A 19,532-nucleotide genomic window follows, 5' to 3' on the forward strand; every position below is an offset into this window, starting at 1 on the left:
AAGAGAAAAGCGGGATCGGTGCACGCGCTTGCTTCTGCTTCTGATCGAGCTTGCAGCTTGCGGCTTGCAGCTTGCCGCTGACGCCCCTCACACCACTTCTCCTGCGGCGGGCTTGGCAAACCGGCGGCCCAAGCGGTCGAAGTACAAGTAGATAACGGGCGTGGTGAACAGGGTCAGGACCTGGCTCACCAGCAGGCCGCCCACCATCACCAGGCCCAGGGGCTGGCGCAGTTCGGCGCCGGAGCCGGTGGCCAGCATCAGCGGCACGGCGCCGAACAGCGCCGCCAGGGTGGTCATCAGGATCGGCCGGAAACGCAACAGCGCCGCCTGGTAGATCGCCTGCTCCGGGGCCATGCCCTGGTGGCGTTCGGCGTCGAGGGCGAAGTCGATCATCATGATCGCGTTCTTCTTGACGATGCCGATCAGCAGGATGATGCCGATGATCGCGATCATGCCCAGGTCGTTGCCGCTGAGGATCAACGCCAGCAAGGCCCCGACCGCCGCCGAGGGCAAGGTCGAGAGGATGGTGATCGGGTGGATGTAGCTCTCGTAGAGCACCCCGAGCACGATGTACATGGTCACCACCGCCGCCAGGATCAGCAGCAAGGTACTCGACAGCGAGGCCTGGAAGGCTTCGGCCGCGCCCTGGAAGCGGGTCTGCACCCCCACGGGCATGCCGATTTCCTGCTGCACCTGCTCGATGACGTTGACCGCCTCGCCCAGGGCCACGCCGGGCGCCAGGTTGAAGGACATCATCACCGCCGGGAATTGGCCGATATGGGCAATCGCCAGTTGCGCCTGGCGCTCTTCGACCCGGGCCAGGCTCGACAGCCGCACTTGCCCGCCGTCGGTGGTCTTGACGTGAATCTGCTCCAGGGCCTGGGGCCCGATGCGCTCCCCGGCCTGGGCCTGGAGCACCACCCGGTACTGGCTGGCCTGGGTGTAGATGGTGGAGATCTGCCGCTGGCCGAAGGCGTCGTACAGGGCGTCGGTGATGTTCGACACCGACACGCCGATCCGCGACGCCGCGTCACGGTCGATCACCAGGTACACCTGCAGGCCCTTGTCCTGCAGGTCGCTGGCCACATCGGTGAGTTCCGGGCGCTGGGCCAGGGCTTCCACCAGGCGGTTGCTCCACAGGCTCAGCAACTCGGCGTCCGGCGACGACAGGCTGAACTGGTACTGGGTGCGGCTGACCCGGTCCTCGATGGTCAGGTCCTGCACCGGCTGCATGAACAGGCGGATGCCCAGCAGCTTGTCCACCTCGGGCTGGATCCGCGCGATCACCTGGGCCGCGCTCAGGTCGCGCTCGCGGTGGGGCTTGAGGTTGATCAGCAGGCGCCCGCTGTTGAGGGTGGCGTTGTCGCCGTCGACCCCGATATAGGACGACAGGCTCTGCACCGCCGGGTCCTGCAGGATGATCTTCGCCAGGTCCTGCTGGCGCTGGCTCATGGCGGCGAAGGACACCGACTGCGGCGCCTCGGAAATGCCCTGGATGACCCCGGTGTCCTGCACCGGGAAGAAGCCCTTGGGCACCACCATGTAGAGGAACACGGTCAGGCCCAGGGTGCCGATGGCCACCATCAGGGTCAGGAACTGGTGCTTGAGCACCCACTGCAACTTGCGCCCGTAGCTTTCGATCAGCCAGTCGATCCAGGCCCCGCTGGCACGATAGAAGCGCCCCTGCTGTTCCGGCTTGGGCTCGGGCTTGAGCAGCCGGGCACACATCATCGGGGTCAGGGTCAGGGACACCACCAGGGAAATCAGGATCGCCACCGCCAGGGTGATGGCGAACTCGCGAAACAGCCGGCCCACCACGTCGGCCATGAACAGCAGCGGAATCAGCACCGCGATCAGCGACAGGGTCAGGGAGATCAGGGTGAAGCCGATCTGCTTGGCACCCTTGAGCGCGGCCTGCATCGGGCTGTCGCCCTCCTCGATGAAGCGCGAGATGTTCTCCAGCATGACGATGGCGTCGTCCACCACAAAGCCGGTGGCGATGGTCAGGGCCATCAGGGTCAGGTTGTTCACCGAGAAGCCGGCCAGGTACATCACGCCGAAGGTGCCGATCAGCGACAGCGGCACGGCAATCGACGGAATGATGGTGGCGCTGGCCCGGCGCAGAAAGAGGAAGGTCACCATCACCACCAGGGCAATGGCGATGAACAATTCATGCTGCACGTCGGTGACCGAGGCGCGGATGGTCTGGGTGCGGTCGGTGAGCACGGTGACGTCGAGGCCCGCCGGCAGGTTGTCGGTGATGCTCGGCAGCAGGGCCTTGATCCGGTCCACCACCTCGATCACGTTGGCCCCGGGCTGGCGCTGGATGTTCAGCAGCACCGCCTGTTTTTCATTGGCCCAGGCCGCCAGGCGCTCGTTCTCGGCGCCGTCGACGATCTGCGCCACGTCCTTGAGGCGCAAAGGCGCGCCGTTGTTGTAGGCCAGGATCAGCTCGGCGTAGTCCTTGGGCGAGGTCAACTGGTCGTTGGCATCGAGCATCGAGACCCGGGTCGGGCCGTCGAAGTTGCCCTTGGGCTGGTTGACGTTGGAGGCGCCGATCAGGGTGCGCACATCCGCCAGGTTCAGGCCGTTGGCCGCCAGGGCCTCGGGGTTGACCCGGATCCGCACCGCCTGGCGCTGGCCGCCGGCGATACTGACCATGCCCACGCCGCTGATCTGGGCGATCTTCTGCGCCATGCGCGTGTCCACCAGGTCATTGAGCTTGGGCAGGAGCATGGTCTTGGAAGTGATCGCCAGGGTCAGCACCGGGGTGTCCGCCGGGTTGACCTTGTTGTACACCGGTGGCGCCGGCAGGTCCTTGGGCAACAGGTTGGTAGCGGCGTTGATCGCTGCCTGCACCTGCTGCTCGGCCACGTCCATGTTGATATCGAGGCTGAAGCGCAGGGTCAGCACCGAGGCGCCGCCGGAGCTGGTGGAAGCCATCTGGGTCAGGCCGGGCATCTGCCCGAACTGGCGCTCCAGGGGCGCGGTGACCGCGCTGGTCATCACGTCCGGGCTGGCGCCTGGGTACAGGGTCATGACCCGGATGGTCGGGTAGTCGACCTGGGGCAAGGCCGAGACCGGCAGCAACCGATAGGCGATCAGGCCGGCCAGGACAATGGCCAGCATACTCAGGGTGGTGGCTACCGGACGGAGGATGAACAGCCGCGAGAAATTCATGCGCCGACCTTTTGCGCCTTGCCTTCAGCCGGCTGGCCATTGGCTGCCGGTGCACCGGCCGAGCCGGCGGGCTGGCCCTGCAGGTGCTCGGTCGGGGTGGTGGGAACGTCGATGCTGTCGTTGACCACTTCGACCTCGCTGCCGTCCTTGAGGCGGTCGGTGCCTTCCATCACCACCCGGTCGCCGGCCTTGAGGCCATCCTTGATCACGGTTGCGTCGCCGTTGCTGGCGCCGACCTGCAGGGTGCGGATCTTGACCTTGTTGTCGCCGTCCAGGGCGTAGACGAAGGTGCCGTTGGTGCCGAACTGAATCGCCGCCGAGGGCGCCATCACTACATTCTTCAGGGTGTCGGCCAGCAGCCGCACGTTGACGAACTGATTGGGGAACAGGCTCTGGTCGCGGTTATCGAAGCGCGCCTTGAACTTCAGGGTGCCGGTGGTGGTGTCGATCTGGTTGTCCAGGCTCTGCAGCACGCCGCTGGCCTGCAGTTTCACATCACCACGATCCCAGGCTTCCACCGGCAGCTTGGCGCCGCTGTGGTAGCGGCCGAGCACGGTTTCCAGGCTGTTTTCCGGCAAGGTGAAGGCCACGCTGATCGGTTGGGTCTGGGTGATGATCACCAGCGCCGTGGTGTCGTTGGCCGCCACCAGGTTGCCCACGTCCAGCTGGCGCAGGCCCAGGCGCCCGGCAATCGGCGCGCGGATCTGGGTGAATTCGAGGTTGAGCTTGGCGTCGTTGACCGCCGCCTGGTTGGTCTTGACCGTGCCCTGGTACTGGCCCACCAGCGCCGCGGCGGTGTCCAGGGTCTGCTTGGCGATGCTGTCCTGGGCGTACAGGCCGCGGTAGCGCTCCAGGTCGACCTGGGCGTTCTTCAACTGGGCCTGGTTCTGCAGCAAGGTGCCTTCAGCCTGGAGCAAAGCGTTCTGGTAGGGACGCGGGTCGATCTGCGCCAGCAGGTCACCGGCCTTGACCGTCTGCCCTTCCTCGAAGTTGACCTTGACCAGTTCCCCCGCCACCCGGCTGCGCACATTGATGGTGTTCAGCGCCGTCACCGTGCCCAGGGCCTTGTAGTACACGGCGAAATCCCCCTGGGTCACCGGCGCCACGCGCACCGGGATCGGCCCGCTGGCACCGCCAAAACCGGGGCGCATGCTGCCGCTGCGCCCGGTATGCCCGGTGGCGGCCTTTTGCCCTGCGGCCTCCTGGTGAGTGCTGCCGGCTGGCCAGAACTTCCAGCACAGGCCGCCAACCAGCAGCAGGACAAACAGGCCGAACAGCCAGCGACGGGAGTTGCGGGGAGCAGAGGATTGCATGGAGTGATCAACCATTGGGCGCGAGGGAGCTTCTTTTGAGAAGGCTGAAAGATAAGCACTGGAGCTGTTTTAGCAAAGCGCCTTTACCGGCAATTTACCTTTGCCTGACGTTTCAAGGTGCGGCGCTAAGCCACTGAAGCACAAATAAAAACGGCCTGGACAGTGCCAGGCCGTGAATAATTGTAAAACCTGTTACTTGAGCACGGCCAAGGCGGCGGCGTAGTTCGGCTCTTCAGCGATTTCCTTGACCAGCTCGCTGTGCAGCACCTTGTCGTTTTCATCCAGCACCACCACGGCGCGGGCAGTCAGGCCAGCCAGAGGGCCGTCGGCAATCGCCACGCCGTAGTTCTCGATGAACTCGCGGCCACGCAGGGTCGACAGGTTCTGTACGTTTTCCAGGCCTTCGGCGCCGCAGAAGCGCGCCTGGGCGAACGGCAGGTCGGCGGAGATGCACAGCACCACGGTGTTGGCCAGGCCATTGGCCTCGGCGTTGAACTTGCGCACCGACGTGGCGCAGGTCGGGGTGTCGACGCTTGGGAAGATGTTCAGCACCTTGCGCTTGCCAGCAAGGCTGCTCAGGGAAACATCGGCCAGACCGGCGCCCACCAGGGAGAACGCAGGGGCCTTGGAGCCGACTTGCGGCAGTTGGCCGTTGACCTGGACCGGGTTGCCTTTGAGAGTGACTTGAGCCATGAACGGAGTCCTTTATTGAACAGTGATGATGGAACAGCAATGAGAAATTCTTGAGAGGCGAAAGTTAAGCATGAAACGGCCCGGGCACCTATGCCCACGGGCAAATTGTCCAACAACCCGCTCCTACATGGGGCGAACTTGGATGTTTCGGTGTAGGAGCCGGCTTGCCAGCGAAAGCGCTTTCAAGCCTTGCGCAAGCCTTAACGACCTCTTCGCCGGCAAGCCGGCTCCTACGGGGAGCCGCACGGTCTATCTGACTGCTGTAGGAGCTGGCTTGCCAGCGAAGGCGTCCATCCAGGCGATACAAGACTTAAGGCCCTCTTCGCCGGCAAGCCGGCTCCTACAGGGAGCCGCACGGTCTATCTGACTGCTGTAGGAGCTGGCTTGCCAGCGAAGGCGCTTTCAAACCTTGCGCAAGCCTCAAGGCCGCCTTCGCCGGCAAGCCGGCTCCTACGGTTATTTGTTGAGGTGCGCCAGCAGCAGATCGGCCACCGGGCCGCCGGACGCCGGGTTCTGCCCGGTGATCACCCGCTGGTCTTCCACTGCGAACGGCGCCCAGGGCGCGGCGGCCTTCTGGTACAGGGCACCACGCTTGACCAGCTCGGTTTCCGTCAGGTAGGGCACGTACTGGTCCAGTTCGGCGAGTTTCTCTTCTTCATTGGAGAACCCCGTGACCTGTTTGCCGGCGATCAACAGCGAACCGTCCCCCAGCTTGATGTTCAGCAAGCCCACGGCGCCGTGGCACACCGAACTGACGTAGCCGCCCTGCTCGTAGATCTCGCGGCTCAGGGCCTGCAGCTCGGGGTTATCGGGAAAATCCCAGACCACGCCGTGGCCACCGGCGTAATAGATCGCTACATAATCCCGAGCCTTGACCTGCGCAGGCTTCAGGGTCGCGCCCAGGCGGCTCATGAAGGCGCTGTCCTGGTACCACTGCCAATCGGTTTCGTCGGCCATGGCCAGGCTGTGGGGATCAATCGGCACATAGCCGCCCTTGGGGCTGACGTAGTCGACCTGGAAACCGGCGGCTTCGACCTTCTTCACAAAATGCACCGCCTCCCCCAGCCACAGGCCGGTGGCGCGGTTCAGGTTCGGGTATTTGGCCACGCTGGTCAGGACCACCAATATCTTCTTGCTCACGGGCATGCTCCTTGTCGTCGCAAAAGAGGAAAAACCACGGCGGCGCCCATCAACTCAGCAGGCGCAACATGTTGCGGTGCCGGGCGTCGAAAATCCGCGCCATGTAGGCGTTGACCATCAACCACTCAAAAGGTGCACCGCCGATGGCCCGATAGGTCACCCGGTCGGTGTACAGCGTGCCCCCTTCGGCGGCCTCGACCCGGTGTTCATGACGAAAGGCACGCAACGGCCCCTTGAGCATCTCGTCGACAAAATGCCGATCACTGACCTCACGTATAACCACTGTCCATTTCGCCGGTATGACACCGAACATCCAGTGCAGAAAACTGAACTGGCGCCCGGCACTGATGCGCAGATCGTTGATGTCGACGCCCCCCAAGGGCGTGACAGGCTCGGGAAAGATCTTCGGGAAGTTGGCGCCCTCAAGGCAGAAGTCCAGCACTTGAGCCGGGCTACAGCCAGCAATAAAGGTCGTACGTTCAATCACGGGCATGCCTGCATGGCTCCTTGCTCAACAGCCTAAAACCAATAAATAACATTAATATTAATTTCTAATTTATTGTTTTTATTCATTTTTTTATTCTAGACTCAAAATCACCATAACCACTCCTTTGTTATGGTTATAGTGATAATTCACATTAACAGACATCTCGCTCATGACTCCGCCTCCCCCCTTCAGCTCGTGCGCATCCGCCATTGAAAAAACCTTTTACCGACTTCTCTGCCTCGTTGATAGACGCATGTGTAGCGACGACTTTTAGCGGGAAAACAGTTAGGGTGCGCACTTTCCCCCAAGGCTGCCATTCGGGTTTACAGCGGCTGTCGCTTGCCATGGAGTTGTCACGCCCAATGAGTTGCTGGACCTTGCTTGGCCTGCCGGCCTCGGCCGATATCCGCACCCTCAAGCGCCATTACGCCCGGCTGCTGAAACAGACCCGCCCGGATGAGGACCCTGAGGGTTTCCAGCGCCTGCGCGATGCTTATGAAGCGGCGCTGCATGCCAAGCAACAGGAGCAAGAGCCGCCCGCCTTTGCCCCAGCCTGGCCTGGCGCCCAGCCCGCCCGGCTCGAACAGCCCCCTGCGCAACGGGTGGCCAGCCTGCTCAAGGGCCTGCGCGTCGATCTGCTCGATCAACGCTACCAGCAGGCCCAGGACGAAGATTGCGCCTACGAGTTCGAACTGGCGCTACTGCGCCACTGCGTAGAACACCCTGCCAGCGCCACCCCGGTGCTGAACTGGTGCTTCGAACACCTGCGCTGGATGAGTGCCTGGCAACGCCTGGACTTGCCCGAGTACCTCGTGGAAGGCCTGCAACAGCAGTTGCATCAGCAACTGCGCCAACCGCTGGAGCACGCCCTTTTGGCACGAGACGCATCGGCCTTCACCCTGGCCTATGCCCGGCGCTCGGAACATCCCTGGCTGCAACATCTGCAACACCGTGAAGAATTCAACCAGTGGCTGGCACAATTGCTGATCAACAGCCCGTACTGGTCGGTCGAAGTATTCCAGGCCGTTTGTGCAGGCCAGGGCTGGAGCACGACAGCAAGCAATAGCTGCCCACCCGCTTGCTGGCCGCGGCTGCTCAAACGCCATCAGGCGCCGCTGTTCCTGGCCCGACAGCGTCAATTGGCCGGCCAGGCACCCATCTCGCCCGAGCATCGCGCCGCCCGCCTGCTGCTTGCGCCCCTGAGTTACAGCCAGCGGCGTACCTGGGCCCGGCACCTGACCTCTCGGGATTGGGCGGCGTGCCAGACGCTGGCCGCCAGCATTGCTGCGAATCACCCCGAAGCCGCGGCGAACATGCCTGCCGGCAACCCGTTCTTCTGGCGTGATTGGCAGCAAGCAATCGACACTTGGCCCCTGCATTTGGGCGTTGCCCTGGCTTGCCTGGCGGGCGCCACGGTGCGCTATGGACAGGACGGCAGCAGCCCATGGGAAATCATCGGCGTGGCGCTGTTCTGGAGCCTGTGTTTCTCGGCGGCCGGCGAAGGCCTGCAGCGACTCTGGCGGCCGCTGAGCCAGCGCCTGCTGCCCTGGGATGAGCACCTCAGCCAAGGCGCCCCCTGGCGCGAGACGCCCTATCATTCCTGGCTAGTGCTCCGCGACCTGCTGCCGATAGCCCTGCTCGGCGCCCTGCTGGCCTGGATCGCCGGGCCGGTGGCCGGTGCCACCTATGCCGGGGTGCGAGGGCTAGTGGCCCTGGCCCGCCAGCGCCAGATCGACCCGCTACACGCCTGGCAACGAATCAACCCCTGGCCCCGACGGTTGCTGTTAGGCGCTGCACTGGTTCTGACCTGTGCCGGGCTCGGCGCCCTCAAGTGGCTAGATGGCCGGCACAGCGCCGGCCGTGACCAGGGCCTGCAACCCTGGACCGAACGCCTGTGCGCCCGCATGCCGGTCGACGCCGCGCAGTGCGGCGCCCCAGCCACCGAAGCACAGTGGTACCCCAAGGGGAGGCAGCCATGAACCAGCGCCAACTGCTGATCTTCGGTAGCGGGCTGACTTTTGCCCTGTTCGCCCTCGTCGGCGCCAGCGGCCCGATCGCCCGGGCGCAGCTATGGCTGGCGGCCCTGGACAGCGCCGAAAGCGCCCAGGCGGCAGCCCTGGCCCCACTGATCGAATGCGCCAACCAGTACGATGTGCAATGGCGCCTGGGCTATTACACCTATGGCACCCACGCTGTCTGGCGCAGCACCTTCGCCGAGTTGCTGAGCAACGCCAAGGATTTCGCCGACGGGGCCCGAACCGACATGGACACCCTGCCGACCCGCGACTGTGAACCGCGCATGCTCTATCGCCTGCGTCACCTGGAGCCGGATGCGCCGCTGCTTGAGGTGGCCCAGACCTATATTGACGCCTTGCACCAGGCCAATACCGCACGCCGGGCGCAGTCGAACAGGATTCCCGGCGCCTATATGCCGGCCACCGAAGAGCCCACCGAAGTTGCCCGGCTCCAGCCCCACTTCGACCGCTACCTGCAGGCCTCCACCGCCCTGCGCCAGGCACTGGAAGCCACGGATATCGGCGCTCGCCGCCAACAGCAAGGTCTTCTGGAAAACCGCCTGGGGCGGGACATCCACTGGCATTTGCTGGGCTACATGATCCAGGCCCGGGACACCGTCGAACAGATCAGCCGACAGATGCAGGAGAAAACCCTGAGCCCCGAACGGCTGGCCGCCACCAGCGCCGACCTGCAACGGGCCTGGGACGCAGGACACCCCCTGCGCGACAGTCCCCATGACAGCCACAGCCGGACCGCAAGCGAGCTCTGGAGACGGATTGAAAGACCGGCGCAGCACTATCAGGAAACCCTGAGCACACTGCACCAGGACTGGTTGCAACAGGCCGCGCCGCAGCGCCTCAGCGAGGACTACCACGCCGTGACCCGAGCCTATGACTCGCTGCTCAGCTACTACAACATGCAAGCCCGGATGGACTATTGAAGGCGCAGTGGGCTGGAGGGCCCACCGCAAGCGTGCGAGGGACTAGCGAGCTTTCAGCTTGGCGAACGACTGATGGAAATCCGCCGCCCAACCGTCGATGACATTCTTCACGTCAGTGGCTTTCATCACCTGAGTGTCATTTTCCAACGGCTTGCCGATGCCCTTGCGCACCACTTGGGCAATCACTTTGCCACTGCTGCCGTCGAGAAACACCGCCTCGGTGCCCAGGGTGGTTTCCTGATCACGAATCCCGGTCGCGGTACTCACCGCCGCGGCCACCAGAGCCACCGGTATCACTTCATAGGCATGCAGGCTTTCGGTCTTGCTGCTGACGGCGGTGATTGCCGCGCGCACCACCACCACTCCCGGGCCAGGACCGTTGGCCAGGGGCAGGCTCTTGACCGCTTCACGCTTGAGCGCCTGGTCAAAGTAGCTGGTGATGCCATTGAGGGTGCTCTGGGGAATCTTCGCCGTGGCCTGGGGCTGCGGGTAAAACTGCGTCGGCTCTATATAGATGCTTGAATACTCCCGGGCATTGACCTTCGGATCGATCCAGCGCATCACGTCCGCCCCCGAAGGCGACTTGGCCTGCTTGAGTCGACTGTAATCCTGGAGAAAGCCCGAGTACTCGTCTGGTTGGGTCACGGTACTGGAGCAACCCGCCATCCCGAAGGTAGCGAGACATAGCGCGCTGAGGGTCAGTGCAAGCTTCATGGACAACTCCTGTGGGTGCAGCAGCCAGAATCTGGCTAGGGGAGTTACAGGTATAGCTAACAGCCGCCATTTTGCGCGCCAGAGTCATTCCGGGTTTTCGGCCCTTACTCCCCATGGGCCTAACGCCGAACAACGAAATCTCGGACCGGAGCAGCCCCGGCAGGAGCCTACTCAGCCACAGAGAGAGCCAGCCAGCGAGCCTATGGCCCCGAGCGCCAACAGGACCTCTGACGGCGCTTAACGCCGACGGAACAGCGGCCGCGGCTCGATCACCGAGCGCCCATACAGCACGCTCATCCCTGCCAACCCTTTGAGTGCGTCCAGCGCGCACTTGTCTTCACGCACGGCAAAACTGTCGAAACCGCATTGGCGCATATGGCTCAACTGGTCACGCAGTACATCGCCAATCGCTCGCAGTTCGCCCATCCAGCCCAGGCGAGTGCGCAGCAGGTAGGCCTGGCTGTAGCCACGGCCATCGCGAAAGCTCGGGAAGTCCACGGCGATCAGCGGGATCAGCTTGAGCCAGGGCTTGAGGCTTTCCACCTCGTCGTCCGGGCCGATCCACACCCCGTCCCGGGCCGGGTGATGCTCGATGCGGCGCATCAGCCACAGGGCCAGGGGCAGAATCAGCGGCCCGCCTGGCAAGGCGTCGTCGACCCCGCGCACCAGGCTCCAGGCATCGTCTTCCACCAGTTGGGCCTCGCCTTCGTGCAAACGCAGCAGGTTGTTCATGCCAGCGCCTCCAGGGCCTTGGGGTAGACCCGCTCCTTGAACGGCTCCAGGCCGATGCGCTGCAGGGTCTCGACGAAGGGTTCGTCGCTTTCCCGGTAGCGTACGAAGGTGGCGATGATGCGTTCGATCACCTCGGGGATTTCCTCGGCGCTGAAGGACGGGCCGATCACCTTGCCCAGGGCGCTGTCACGGCCCTTGGCCCCGCCCAGGGTGACCTGGAACCACTCGCTGCCGTTCTTGTCGACGCCGAGGATGCCGATATTGCCGATGTGGTGGTGGCCACAGGCGTTCATGCAGCCGGAAATGTTCAGGCTGATGTCCCCCAGGTCGTGGAGGTAGTCCAGGTCGTCGAAGCGCTGCTGGATGGCCAGGGTAATGGGGATCGAGCGGGCGTTGGCCAAGGCGCAGAAGTCACCGCCCGGGCAGGCGATGATATCGGTCAGCAACCCGGCGTTGGCGGTGCCCAGGCCGTGCTCGCAGGCCCGCTGCCACAGCTCGAACAGGCGCGACTTGGGTACATCCGGCAGGACGATGTTCTGTTCGTGGGCAATGCGGATCTCGCCAAAGCCGTAGTCCTCGGACCATTCGGCCACCGCGTCCATCTGCTGGCCGGTGACGTCCCCCGGTGGCGAAGCCGGGCCCGGTTTGGTCGACAGCACCACGCAGGTGTAGCCCGGCACCTTGTGCGGGTGCACGTTGCGCGCCACCCAGCGGGCGAAGGCCGGGGACTCGGCCAGGTGGCTGCCGTACTCCAGGTCGGTGTCCGCCAGGCGCTCGTAGATCGGCGGCACAAAGGCGCTGGCCACCCGCTGGTATTCGTCCTCGGTGAGCTGCGCCGGGCCGTCCCTGAGGTGCTGCCACTCCTCCTCCACTTCCCTGGCGAAGGCCTCGATGCCCAGGGCCTTGACCAGGATCTTGATCCGCGCCTTGTACTTGTTGTCGCGCCGACCGTAGCGGTTGTAGACCCGCAACACCGCTTCGACATAGGACAGCAAGTGCTGCCAGGGCAGCCCGTCGCGGATCTGCAGGCCGAGGATCGGCGTGCGCCCCAGGCCGCCGCCGACTATCACCCGCAGGAGCATCTCGCCGCTGCGGGCGCGGTAAAGATAGAGGCCGATGTCGTGCATCATGATCGCCGCGCGGTCTTGCTTGGCCGAGCAGATGGCGATCTTGAACTTGCGCGGCAGGAACAGGAATTCCGGGTTGATGGTGGACCACTGGCGCAGGATCTCCGCCAGGGGGCGCGGGTCCAGGTATTCATCGCCGGCCACGCCGGCAAAGGCTTCGGTGGTGATGTTGCGCACACAGTTGCCGGAAGTCTGGATGGCGTGCATCTCCACTTCGGCCAGGCGCTGCAGGATGTCCGGCACCTGGGCCAGCTCGATCCAGTTGAACTGCAGGTTCTGCCGGGTGGTGAAGTGGCCGTAGCCGCGGTCGAAGTCCCGGGCGATGCTGGCCAGGGTGCGCATCTGCCGGGCGCTGAGGGTGCCGTAGGGAATCGCCACCCGCAGCATGTAGGCGTGCTTCTGCATATACAGGCCGTTCTGCAGGCGCAGGGGCAGAAACTCCTCCTCGCTCAGTTGGCCGCCCATGAAGCGCTCGACCTGGTCGCGAAACTGCGCCACCCGCTCAAAGACCAGGGCCCGGTCATAGTCGTCGTACTGATACATGTCCCTACCTCATCGAAGCTGATCGTGCTCTAAACGGCGCGTGGTGTGAGGAGGCGACTATGCGCGTACGGCGCAGAACGTTACAGATTCAGGTAAAAACTAAAAAACCATATCAGCCAGCGCCACAACACCGTGAACATGAGGAAAATCTGATCCGTATTAATGTGGTTTTTCTGAGCCTGTTTTGTTTCCCCGCTGATTCCTACAGTGCACCCCGTGCCAGACCGGGTGGCCTGGCAAGACTTTGCAACCGTGGAAGCATTGACCATGAACTCAGCAACAATCGGACAGGCCTACAACTACAAGGTGGTTCGCCAATTCGTCGTCGCAACAGTGGTATGGGGCGTGATCGGCATGGCCATGGGGGTGTGGATCGCCTCGCAACTGGTGTGGCCGGAAATGAACCTCGACCTGCCCTGGACCAGCTTCGGCCGCCTGCGGCCGCTGCACACCAGCCTGGTGATCTTCGGCTTCGCCGGCAGCGCCCAGTTCGCCGCCAGCTACTACGCGGTACAGCGCACCTGCCAGGTGCGGCTGTACTCCGACAGCCTCGCCGCCTTCACTTTCTGGGGCTGGCAATCGGTGATCGTGATCATGCTGGTCACCCTGCCCCTGGGCTACACCACCACCAAGGAATACGCCGAGATCGAATTTGCCGGCGCGGTGTGGATGGCGGTGGTCTGGGTGGCCTACGCCATCGTGTTCTTCACCACCGTGGTGCGGCGCAAGTGTCAGCACATCTACGTCGGCAACTGGTTCTTCGGCGCCTTCATCCTGGTGATCGCCATGCTCCACGTGGTCAACCACCTGTCGATCCCGGTGGACTGGTTCAAGTCCTACCCGGTGTACTCCGGCGCCACTGACGCCATGGTCCAGTGGTGGTACGGCCACAACGCCGTGGGCTTCTTCCTGACCACCGGTTTCCTGGGGATGATGTATTACTTCGTGCCCAAGCAAGTAGGGCGCCCGGTGTACTCCTATCGCCTGTCCATCGTGCACTTCTGGGCGCTGATCACCCTGTACATCTGGGCCGGCCCCCACCACCTGCACTACACCGCCCTGCCGGACTGGGCCCAGTCCCTGGGCATGGCCATGTCGCTGATCCTCCTGGCCCCGAGCTGGGGCGGCATGATCAACGGCATGATGACCCTGTCGGGCGCCTGGCATAAGCTGCGCACCGACCCGATCCTGCGCTTTCTGGTGCTGTCCCTGGCGTTCTACGGCATGTCGACCTTCGAAGGCCCGATGATGGCGATCAAGACCGTCAACGCCCTGTCCCACTACACCGACTGGACCATCGGCCACGTGCATGCCGGGGCCCTGGGCTGGGTGGCGATGATCACCTTCGGCGCCATCTACCACATGGTGCCCAAGGTCTTCGGCCGCGAGCAGATGTACAGCGTGCCGCTGATCAACCTGCACTTCTGGCTGGCGACCATCGGCACCGTGCTGTACATCGCCTCGATGTGGGTCAACGGCATCACCCAGGGCCTGATGTGGCGCGCGGTCAACGAGGACGGCACCCTCACCTACTCCTTTGTCGAGGCGCTGGTGGCCAGTCATCCGGGCTTTATCGTGCGCTTCGCCGGTGGCGTGTTCTTCCTCAGCGGCATGCTGCTGATGGCCTACAACACCTGGCGCACCGTCCGCGTGGCCGATGAAAAACTCGCCCTGAACGACGCCCAGATCGCCTGACCACTCTTGCCACGCCGGTCATCGCGACCGGCGCCGGCATTTCAGGAAGCCAAATGCTGATGGACATTCTCTTCAACCTGCTGGGGGTGGCGTTCCTCTACCTCTGCATCGAGTACTGCCTGCGCCACCAGAGCGCCAAGAGCCTGGACGAGGCCAGCCTGATTCCTTTCGCTGATGATCCGGACGTGGCGCGCCGGGTCGAACTGGCCACCGGCAAGAAGATCAACGCCGTGGCCCCGGAGGAAGCCAAGCCGGGCTGGATCAACCTCGACATGTAGCCCCCTCCCGTAGGAGCCGGCTGGCCGGCGAAGAGGCCCGCAAGACCTGCACATGGCCGGCGAGCGCCTTCGCTGGCCAGCCAGCTCCTGCAGTGGGTGGCGGTCAGGCGCGCTCGCGGGGGATCAGGCTCTGCAACTGAGCGGCGAGGAAATTGCCGTCAAAGGCAAAGACGTCAGGGTCCTTCAGGCCGTTGGTCTTGCGCCATTGCCAGTCGCCCGAAGCCTCGCCCACCAGGGACACGCTGCCCAGGCGCGCCGCAGTCAGGCCGATCACCGCCAGGGAAATCTGCCCTTGGGGACCCATCACATCCGGCACGAACTCCACCGGTTTGCCGGCGATGTGGATGGTCAGCTTCTCGCTCTTGAAGGTCGAGACCTCCAGCGGCACCGCGGGGCTGAAGGCCACATAAGGCTCGCGCTGCAACGCCAGCAGGTCCGGCAGCAATACCGGCGCCAGCCAGTCTTCGATCTGCCCGAACAATTGATGAATGCGACGCGCCCAGACCACCGACTGGCTGTCGAACAGCTGCTTCTTGTGGGCTTCACTGGCCGCGTAGTGGCGCAGCATCTCGCCCAGTTGCTGGATATCGTCCATTGCGCTGTGTCCCTGGCTTCGACCTTTGAGAACAGCAGGTCGCCGGCCCTGAGCATGGCAGATGCCGGTGTCGGGCGTTGAGTTGTTTGCCCGCCGGCTCGCCGATCCCTGTAGCTGCGACCAGCGATGATGATCCTGCGGGACGCTGGCGGCGATCAGCGGCGGAGCATTACCAGGCAAAAGCTACGGCGCGGTATCCGCCGCTCGGCGCTGAAACTGCAGCCGGTACTGACGCGGCGTCAGGCCGGTGGCCTGGCGCAAGGCGCTGCCCAGGTGGGACTGATGGGCAAAACCACAGTCCTGGGCAAGCGCCGCCAGGGGCAGGTCGGTGTGCTCCAGCAGACGCCGGGCCGCTTGCAGACGCACCTCGGTGATCCAGGCATGGGGCGTGATGCCTACAGCACGACGAAAGTCGCGCAGCAGGCGCAGTTCGTTGTGGCCGTAGGTCAGGGCCAGTTGCGCCAGTGACAGGGGCCGGGCGTATTCATCGGCCATCTGTTGCAGCACCTGCCCCAGATCCGGCGCCGGGGCCGGCGTTGCCCGACCGGGCTGGGCCAGCCCCAGAAACGCCAGCGCGCATTGCTCCAGGGCCAGCTCATCGGCCTCGGGCGCCAGCAGCAGGCGCCGGGCTTCGCGCCCCAGGGCCAGGGCGCGGGCATGCCCCGGGCTCTGCATCCGGCGCTGGCCAGGAACCAGCGGCGCCGCGCCCTGCCAGCGCAACAGCAGGTACTCGCCACCCATGGCGGATTCGGAAAACACTTCAATGCCTGCGGGCGTCAGGGCCAGGGTGCCGGGCCAGGTGTCGAAATCCTCGCGGCGGTCGGAGTCGATGGCATGCACCCCGCGCTGACGTTCCAGGGTCACGCCCAGGGTCTGCCACTGGGCCGGATCGCGGGCGCTGTAGGCCGCGGCCGGCAGCAGTTGCAGCAGCAGGCGGCCGTCCAGCAGGCGATGTTCGAGCACCTGGGGCATGTGAAATTTCCTGATAGATCGCCACCCGGGGCGGCGTGAAACTGAGGCTTACCCAACCGCACCACAGAGGAGTTGCCCATGCGTACCATCGGCCTGATCGGCGGCATGAGCTGGGAATCCAGCGCCGAATACTATCGCCTGATCAATCAGCAGGTCCGTGATCGACTGGGGCCGCTGCGCTCGGCGCGGTTGCTAATGTACAGCGTCGACTTCGGGCCTGTCGAACAGGCCCAGCATGCCGGACGCTGGGACCTGGCGGCAGCGATCCTGGTAGACGCCGCCCGGCGCCTGGCGGCCGGCGGCGCCGATTGCCTGGTGCTCTGCACCAACACCATGCACAAGCTGGCCGGCCAGATTCAGGCCGCAACCAGCCTGCCGTTCCTGCACATCGCCGATCCCACCGCACAAGCGGCGCTGGAGGCCGGCACCCTGAGTGTGGGCCTGCTGGGCACCGCCTTCACCATGGAGCAGGATTTCCTCAAGGGACGCCTGGAGCAGCAAGGCCTGCAGGTGCTGGTGCCCGATGAACAGGAGCGCCAGGCGGTGCACCGGATCATCTACGAAGAGCTGTGCGTGGGCATCATCAGTGCGCAATCGCGCCAGGTGTACCAGCGGGTGATCGAGTCCCTGCAGGCCCGTGGCGCCCAGGCGGTGATCCTCGGCTGCACGGAGATCGGCCTGCTGCTCAAGCCCGAGCACAGCCCCCTGCCCCTGCTCGACACCACCGAGCTGCACGCCCGGGCGGCAGTGGCTTTCGCCCTCACGGATGAAGCCAAAGAGCCCGGGCGTGACGAGCCATTGACCGCCCCCTGAAAGCGCCAGCGACTGCCCATCCGGGCCCGGGCCTCACGGAGTCCCGGGGCAAGGCGGCGCTGCGGTCGAGCGCCACCGGCTGCCGGAACAGCAAGGCGCCCCACTCAGCGGCAAAGTCGACGCCGGCCTCGTCAGGGCATGGTGCGCAGGCGCGCCATGCTCAGTACGTCAAGGTAACGGCCATCGCGAATGGCGTAATCGCGCAGTTGGCCTTCGGTTTCGAAACCGAACTTCTGGTACAGGCCGATGGCGGGCAGGTTGTCGGCATAGACCGTCAGTTCGACCCGGCGCAGGTTCATCCAGTTATCCGCCACCTCCAGCACCGCGGCCAGCAGGCGGCTGCCAATGCCCTGGCGCTGCCAGGCCGACGCCACGCCCATGCCGATGCCTGCGCAATGGGACCGGCGCACCCGGGAAAACTGCTCAAGGCTGCAACTGCCGATCACCGTGCCCTGGTGCACGGCCACCAGGGACACCAGGCGCTCATTGTCCGCCCGCTGGGCCAGGCGCTGGCGCCACAGCTCGCGCGACTGATAAGGCATTTGCAGGGTCTGGGCCGCCACGCTGGGTTCGCTGTACAGCACCGTCAGGCCGTCGATATGGGCTTCGGCGCACCGCTCGATGACGATGGTGGGATGGGCGTTGGGCATGGCGAGGTCATCCTTGAAGTCGAAGTGGCCATCGAGTGTACGTGCATGCGCCTCTGGATGACGAGGGGCATGGAGCTCGTCCGCCGGCAAGGAATCACCGCGCAGCCCTCCCCGCAGGAGCTGGCCGGGCGGCGCTCCGCTTGCCAGCGAAGGCGTTTTCGAAGGCAGCGCAGGGTTTGCGGGCCCTTTCGCCGGCAAGCCGGCTCCTACACGGAGTCGCGGTGGCTGCCCGCTCGTGGGCGCTGGGGTGAATGTCCGGGCGAGCCAGTTCAGGCAAACCACTCCTGGCGCTCGCTGAAGGTGTTGAGGATCAGGTCCGCCAGTTGCTGCACTTGGGTTTCGTGCTGCACCTGGGCATTGATCGCCAGCCAGGCCCGGCGCTGCATGCCTTCGTTGAACAGCCCGGGCAAGGCGATCAGGCCGCGATCGTAGCTGCTGATATAGCTGGGCAGCAGGCCGATGCAGGCGCTGCAGCGGATCATCTCCAGCATCAGTTCGTAGGAATGCACGTGCACCACTCCGGCCAGGCGCTGCTCCACCAGGCTGTTCCAGGGCCGGAAATGCTCCACCTGGCGATCGTGCTGCCACTGCACCAGCATGTAGTCCGCCAGGTCGTCGAGGCTGTCCGGGCGCACCGCCACCCGCGAATAGCGCTTGGCAATGTGCGGCAGGTAGTCGATGCGGGCCAGGGGCTGGGGTTCGCGGGTGGCGAAGCTGGGGCCAGGCAAGGGTGAATCCTCGGCTGCCAGCCACAGCACCAGGTCGGCACTCAGGGCCTGCAGTGACAAGTCGCTGTCGATGGCGATGATCTCCAGGCGCGCACTGGCGTTGCGCCGCAGCAAGGCGATCAGGTCGCGCCCGAGAATGTCATGAAGGATGCTTTCGGCCACCGCCACGCGGATCAGCGGCTGCTCGATCACCGGCAGCCGCCGCTGGTGGGCCAGGGCGATCAACTGCGCCTGCAACTGCAGGCCTTCGCGACTCAGGCTCAAGGCATTCCCCTGATAACAGAACAGTGAACGGCGCAAATGCTCTTCCAGCAGCGCCAGTTGCTTGCGCAACAGCGTGGCCTTGATATTCAGGCTGCGGGCCGCCTGCATGAAGCAGCCGCAGCGGGCGCTCACCAGAAAATACTGCGCCACCTCCGGGTCGATCCCCGCTGCCAGGGCCAGCCAGGCTTCCCGGGGTTCGCTGGGGGCGATATAGGGCGCAAACCCCTGGAGTGGAACAGGCTCTAGAAATGACATCGTTGACTCCCTGTCTTGTTGAATGTTGCTTCCTTGGCGGGCGGGCGAAGGGGACCGTGAGATCGCCTTCGCTGGCAAGCCAGCTCCTGCAGTTGTCGGTGCTGCGTGTTGCCCTCGTGGGAGCCGGCTTGCCGGCGAAGGGGGCTGTGAGATCGCCTTCGCTGGCAAGCCAGCTCCTACAGTTGCCGGTGCTGCGTGTTGCCTCGTGGGAGCCGGCTTGCCGGCGAAGGGGGCTGTGAGTTCGCCTTCGCTGGCAAGCCAGCTCCTACAGTTGTCGGTGCTGTGTGTTGCCCCCGTGGGAGCCGGCTTGCCGGCGAAGGGGGCTGTGAGATCGCCTTCGCTGGCAAGCCAGCTCCTACGGTTGTCGGTGCTGCGTGTTGCCCTCGTAGGAGCCGGC

The 19,532-nt window shown here is 64.6% G+C and carries 17 protein-coding genes; 5 read left to right on the forward strand and 12 right to left on the reverse strand.

Annotated features, from left to right (window positions below):
• Window positions 1–87 precede the first annotated feature (87 nt).
• The 5 genes from U873_RS0106680 to U873_RS0106700 form a co-directional block, all read right to left on the reverse strand.
• Window positions 88–3,180, reverse strand: coding sequence for an MdtB/MuxB family multidrug efflux RND transporter permease subunit (locus tag U873_RS0106680; RefSeq protein ID WP_025127508.1), 3,093 nt, complete (start codon window positions 3,178–3,180; stop codon window positions 88–90).
• The gene (locus U873_RS0106685) at window positions 3,177–4,508 is read right to left on the reverse strand and encodes an MdtA/MuxA family multidrug efflux RND transporter periplasmic adaptor subunit (RefSeq protein ID WP_025127509.1); all 1,332 of its coding nucleotides are present in this window, start codon (window positions 4,506–4,508) and stop codon (window positions 3,177–3,179) included. Before U873_RS0106685 ends, U873_RS0106680 begins: the two co-directional genes overlap by 4 nt.
• 177 nt (window positions 4,509–4,685) lie before the next feature.
• On the reverse strand, window positions 4,686–5,186 hold the full coding sequence (gene tpx / locus U873_RS0106690) for a thiol peroxidase (RefSeq protein ID WP_025127510.1): 501 nt from the start codon (window positions 5,184–5,186) through the stop codon (window positions 4,686–4,688).
• Between the two features lie 456 nt (window positions 5,187–5,642).
• Window positions 5,643–6,326 (reverse strand): type 1 glutamine amidotransferase domain-containing protein, encoded by a 684-nt coding sequence (locus U873_RS0106695; RefSeq protein WP_025127511.1) that lies wholly within the window; start codon window positions 6,324–6,326, stop codon window positions 5,643–5,645.
• Window positions 6,327–6,375: 49 nt separating this feature from the next.
• A complete protein-coding gene (locus tag U873_RS0106700) occupies window positions 6,376–6,819 on the reverse strand; it encodes an SRPBCC family protein (RefSeq protein ID WP_025127512.1) in 444 nt (147 codons plus the stop codon).
• 356 nt (window positions 6,820–7,175) lie between these two features.
• Between U873_RS0106700 and U873_RS0106705 the strand changes: the two genes are divergently transcribed.
• Window positions 7,176–8,792, forward strand: a complete 1,617-nt coding sequence (locus U873_RS0106705; protein WP_025127513.1) for a J domain-containing protein — start codon at window positions 7,176–7,178, stop codon at window positions 8,790–8,792.
• Window positions 8,789–9,769, forward strand: coding sequence for a DUF3829 domain-containing protein (locus U873_RS0106710; protein ID WP_025127514.1), 981 nt, complete (start codon window positions 8,789–8,791; stop codon window positions 9,767–9,769). The genes U873_RS0106705 and U873_RS0106710 overlap by 4 nt, the downstream gene beginning before the upstream one ends.
• 42 nt (window positions 9,770–9,811) lie before the next feature.
• Here U873_RS0106710 and U873_RS0106715 read toward each other — a convergent pair whose 3' ends face one another.
• The 3 genes from U873_RS0106715 to U873_RS0106725 form a co-directional block, all read right to left on the reverse strand.
• Window positions 9,812–10,483 carry a DUF3313 domain-containing protein gene (locus U873_RS0106715; protein WP_025127515.1) on the reverse strand — a complete coding sequence of 224 codons (672 nt, stop codon included), beginning with the start codon at window positions 10,481–10,483 and terminating at the stop codon, window positions 9,812–9,814.
• Window positions 10,484–10,720: 237 nt separating this feature from the next.
• Entirely contained in the window at window positions 10,721–11,215 is a 495-nt protein-coding gene (locus U873_RS0106720) for a DUF934 domain-containing protein (protein WP_025127516.1), read from the reverse strand.
• Window positions 11,212–12,885 carry a nitrite/sulfite reductase gene (locus U873_RS0106725; RefSeq protein ID WP_025127517.1) on the reverse strand — a complete coding sequence of 558 codons (1,674 nt, stop codon included), beginning with the start codon at window positions 12,883–12,885 and terminating at the stop codon, window positions 11,212–11,214. Before U873_RS0106725 ends, U873_RS0106720 begins: the two co-directional genes overlap by 4 nt.
• Window positions 12,886–13,152: 267 nt before the next feature.
• Here U873_RS0106725 and ccoN point away from each other — a divergent pair, with 267 nt between their 5' ends.
• Both ccoN and U873_RS0106735 read left to right on the forward strand, forming a co-directional pair.
• The gene (gene ccoN / locus U873_RS0106730; protein ID WP_025127518.1) at window positions 13,153–14,580 is read left to right on the forward strand and encodes a cytochrome-c oxidase, cbb3-type subunit I; all 1,428 of its coding nucleotides are present in this window, start codon (window positions 13,153–13,155) and stop codon (window positions 14,578–14,580) included.
• 59 nt (window positions 14,581–14,639) lie between these two features.
• Window positions 14,640–14,858, forward strand: coding sequence for a hypothetical protein (locus tag U873_RS0106735; RefSeq protein WP_029978206.1), 219 nt, complete (start codon window positions 14,640–14,642; stop codon window positions 14,856–14,858).
• Between the two features lie 103 nt (window positions 14,859–14,961).
• Here the strand turns inward: U873_RS0106735 and U873_RS0106740 are convergent, their stop codons facing one another.
• Together U873_RS0106740 and U873_RS0106745 are read right to left on the reverse strand one after the other, a co-directional pair.
• Window positions 14,962–15,453, reverse strand: coding sequence for a hypothetical protein (locus U873_RS0106740; RefSeq protein ID WP_025127520.1), 492 nt, complete (start codon window positions 15,451–15,453; stop codon window positions 14,962–14,964).
• A gap of 183 nt (window positions 15,454–15,636) precedes the next feature.
• Window positions 15,637–16,425: a helix-turn-helix domain-containing protein gene (locus U873_RS0106745; RefSeq protein ID WP_025127521.1), complete on the reverse strand. Its 789-nt coding sequence runs from the start codon at window positions 16,423–16,425 to the stop codon at window positions 15,637–15,639.
• 78 nt (window positions 16,426–16,503) lie between these two features.
• On the opposite strand from U873_RS0106745, the gene U873_RS0106750 reads away from it, so the two are divergent.
• Window positions 16,504–17,238 (forward strand): aspartate/glutamate racemase family protein, encoded by a 735-nt coding sequence (locus U873_RS0106750; protein WP_025127522.1) that lies wholly within the window; start codon window positions 16,504–16,506, stop codon window positions 17,236–17,238.
• A 131-nt stretch (window positions 17,239–17,369) separates the two neighbouring features.
• Here the strand turns inward: U873_RS0106750 and U873_RS0106755 are convergent, their stop codons facing one another.
• The gene (locus U873_RS0106755; protein ID WP_025127523.1) at window positions 17,370–17,888 is read right to left on the reverse strand and encodes a GNAT family N-acetyltransferase; all 519 of its coding nucleotides are present in this window, start codon (window positions 17,886–17,888) and stop codon (window positions 17,370–17,372) included.
• A gap of 269 nt (window positions 17,889–18,157) precedes the next feature.
• The gene (locus tag U873_RS0106760) at window positions 18,158–19,135 is read right to left on the reverse strand and encodes a LysR family transcriptional regulator (RefSeq protein WP_025127524.1); all 978 of its coding nucleotides are present in this window, start codon (window positions 19,133–19,135) and stop codon (window positions 18,158–18,160) included.
• Window positions 19,136–19,532 lie beyond the last annotated feature (397 nt).

Origin of the sequence: Pseudomonas sp. PH1b, from assembly GCF_000633395.1 — a bacterium.
GTDB lineage: Bacteria > Pseudomonadota > Gammaproteobacteria > Pseudomonadales > Pseudomonadaceae > Aquipseudomonas.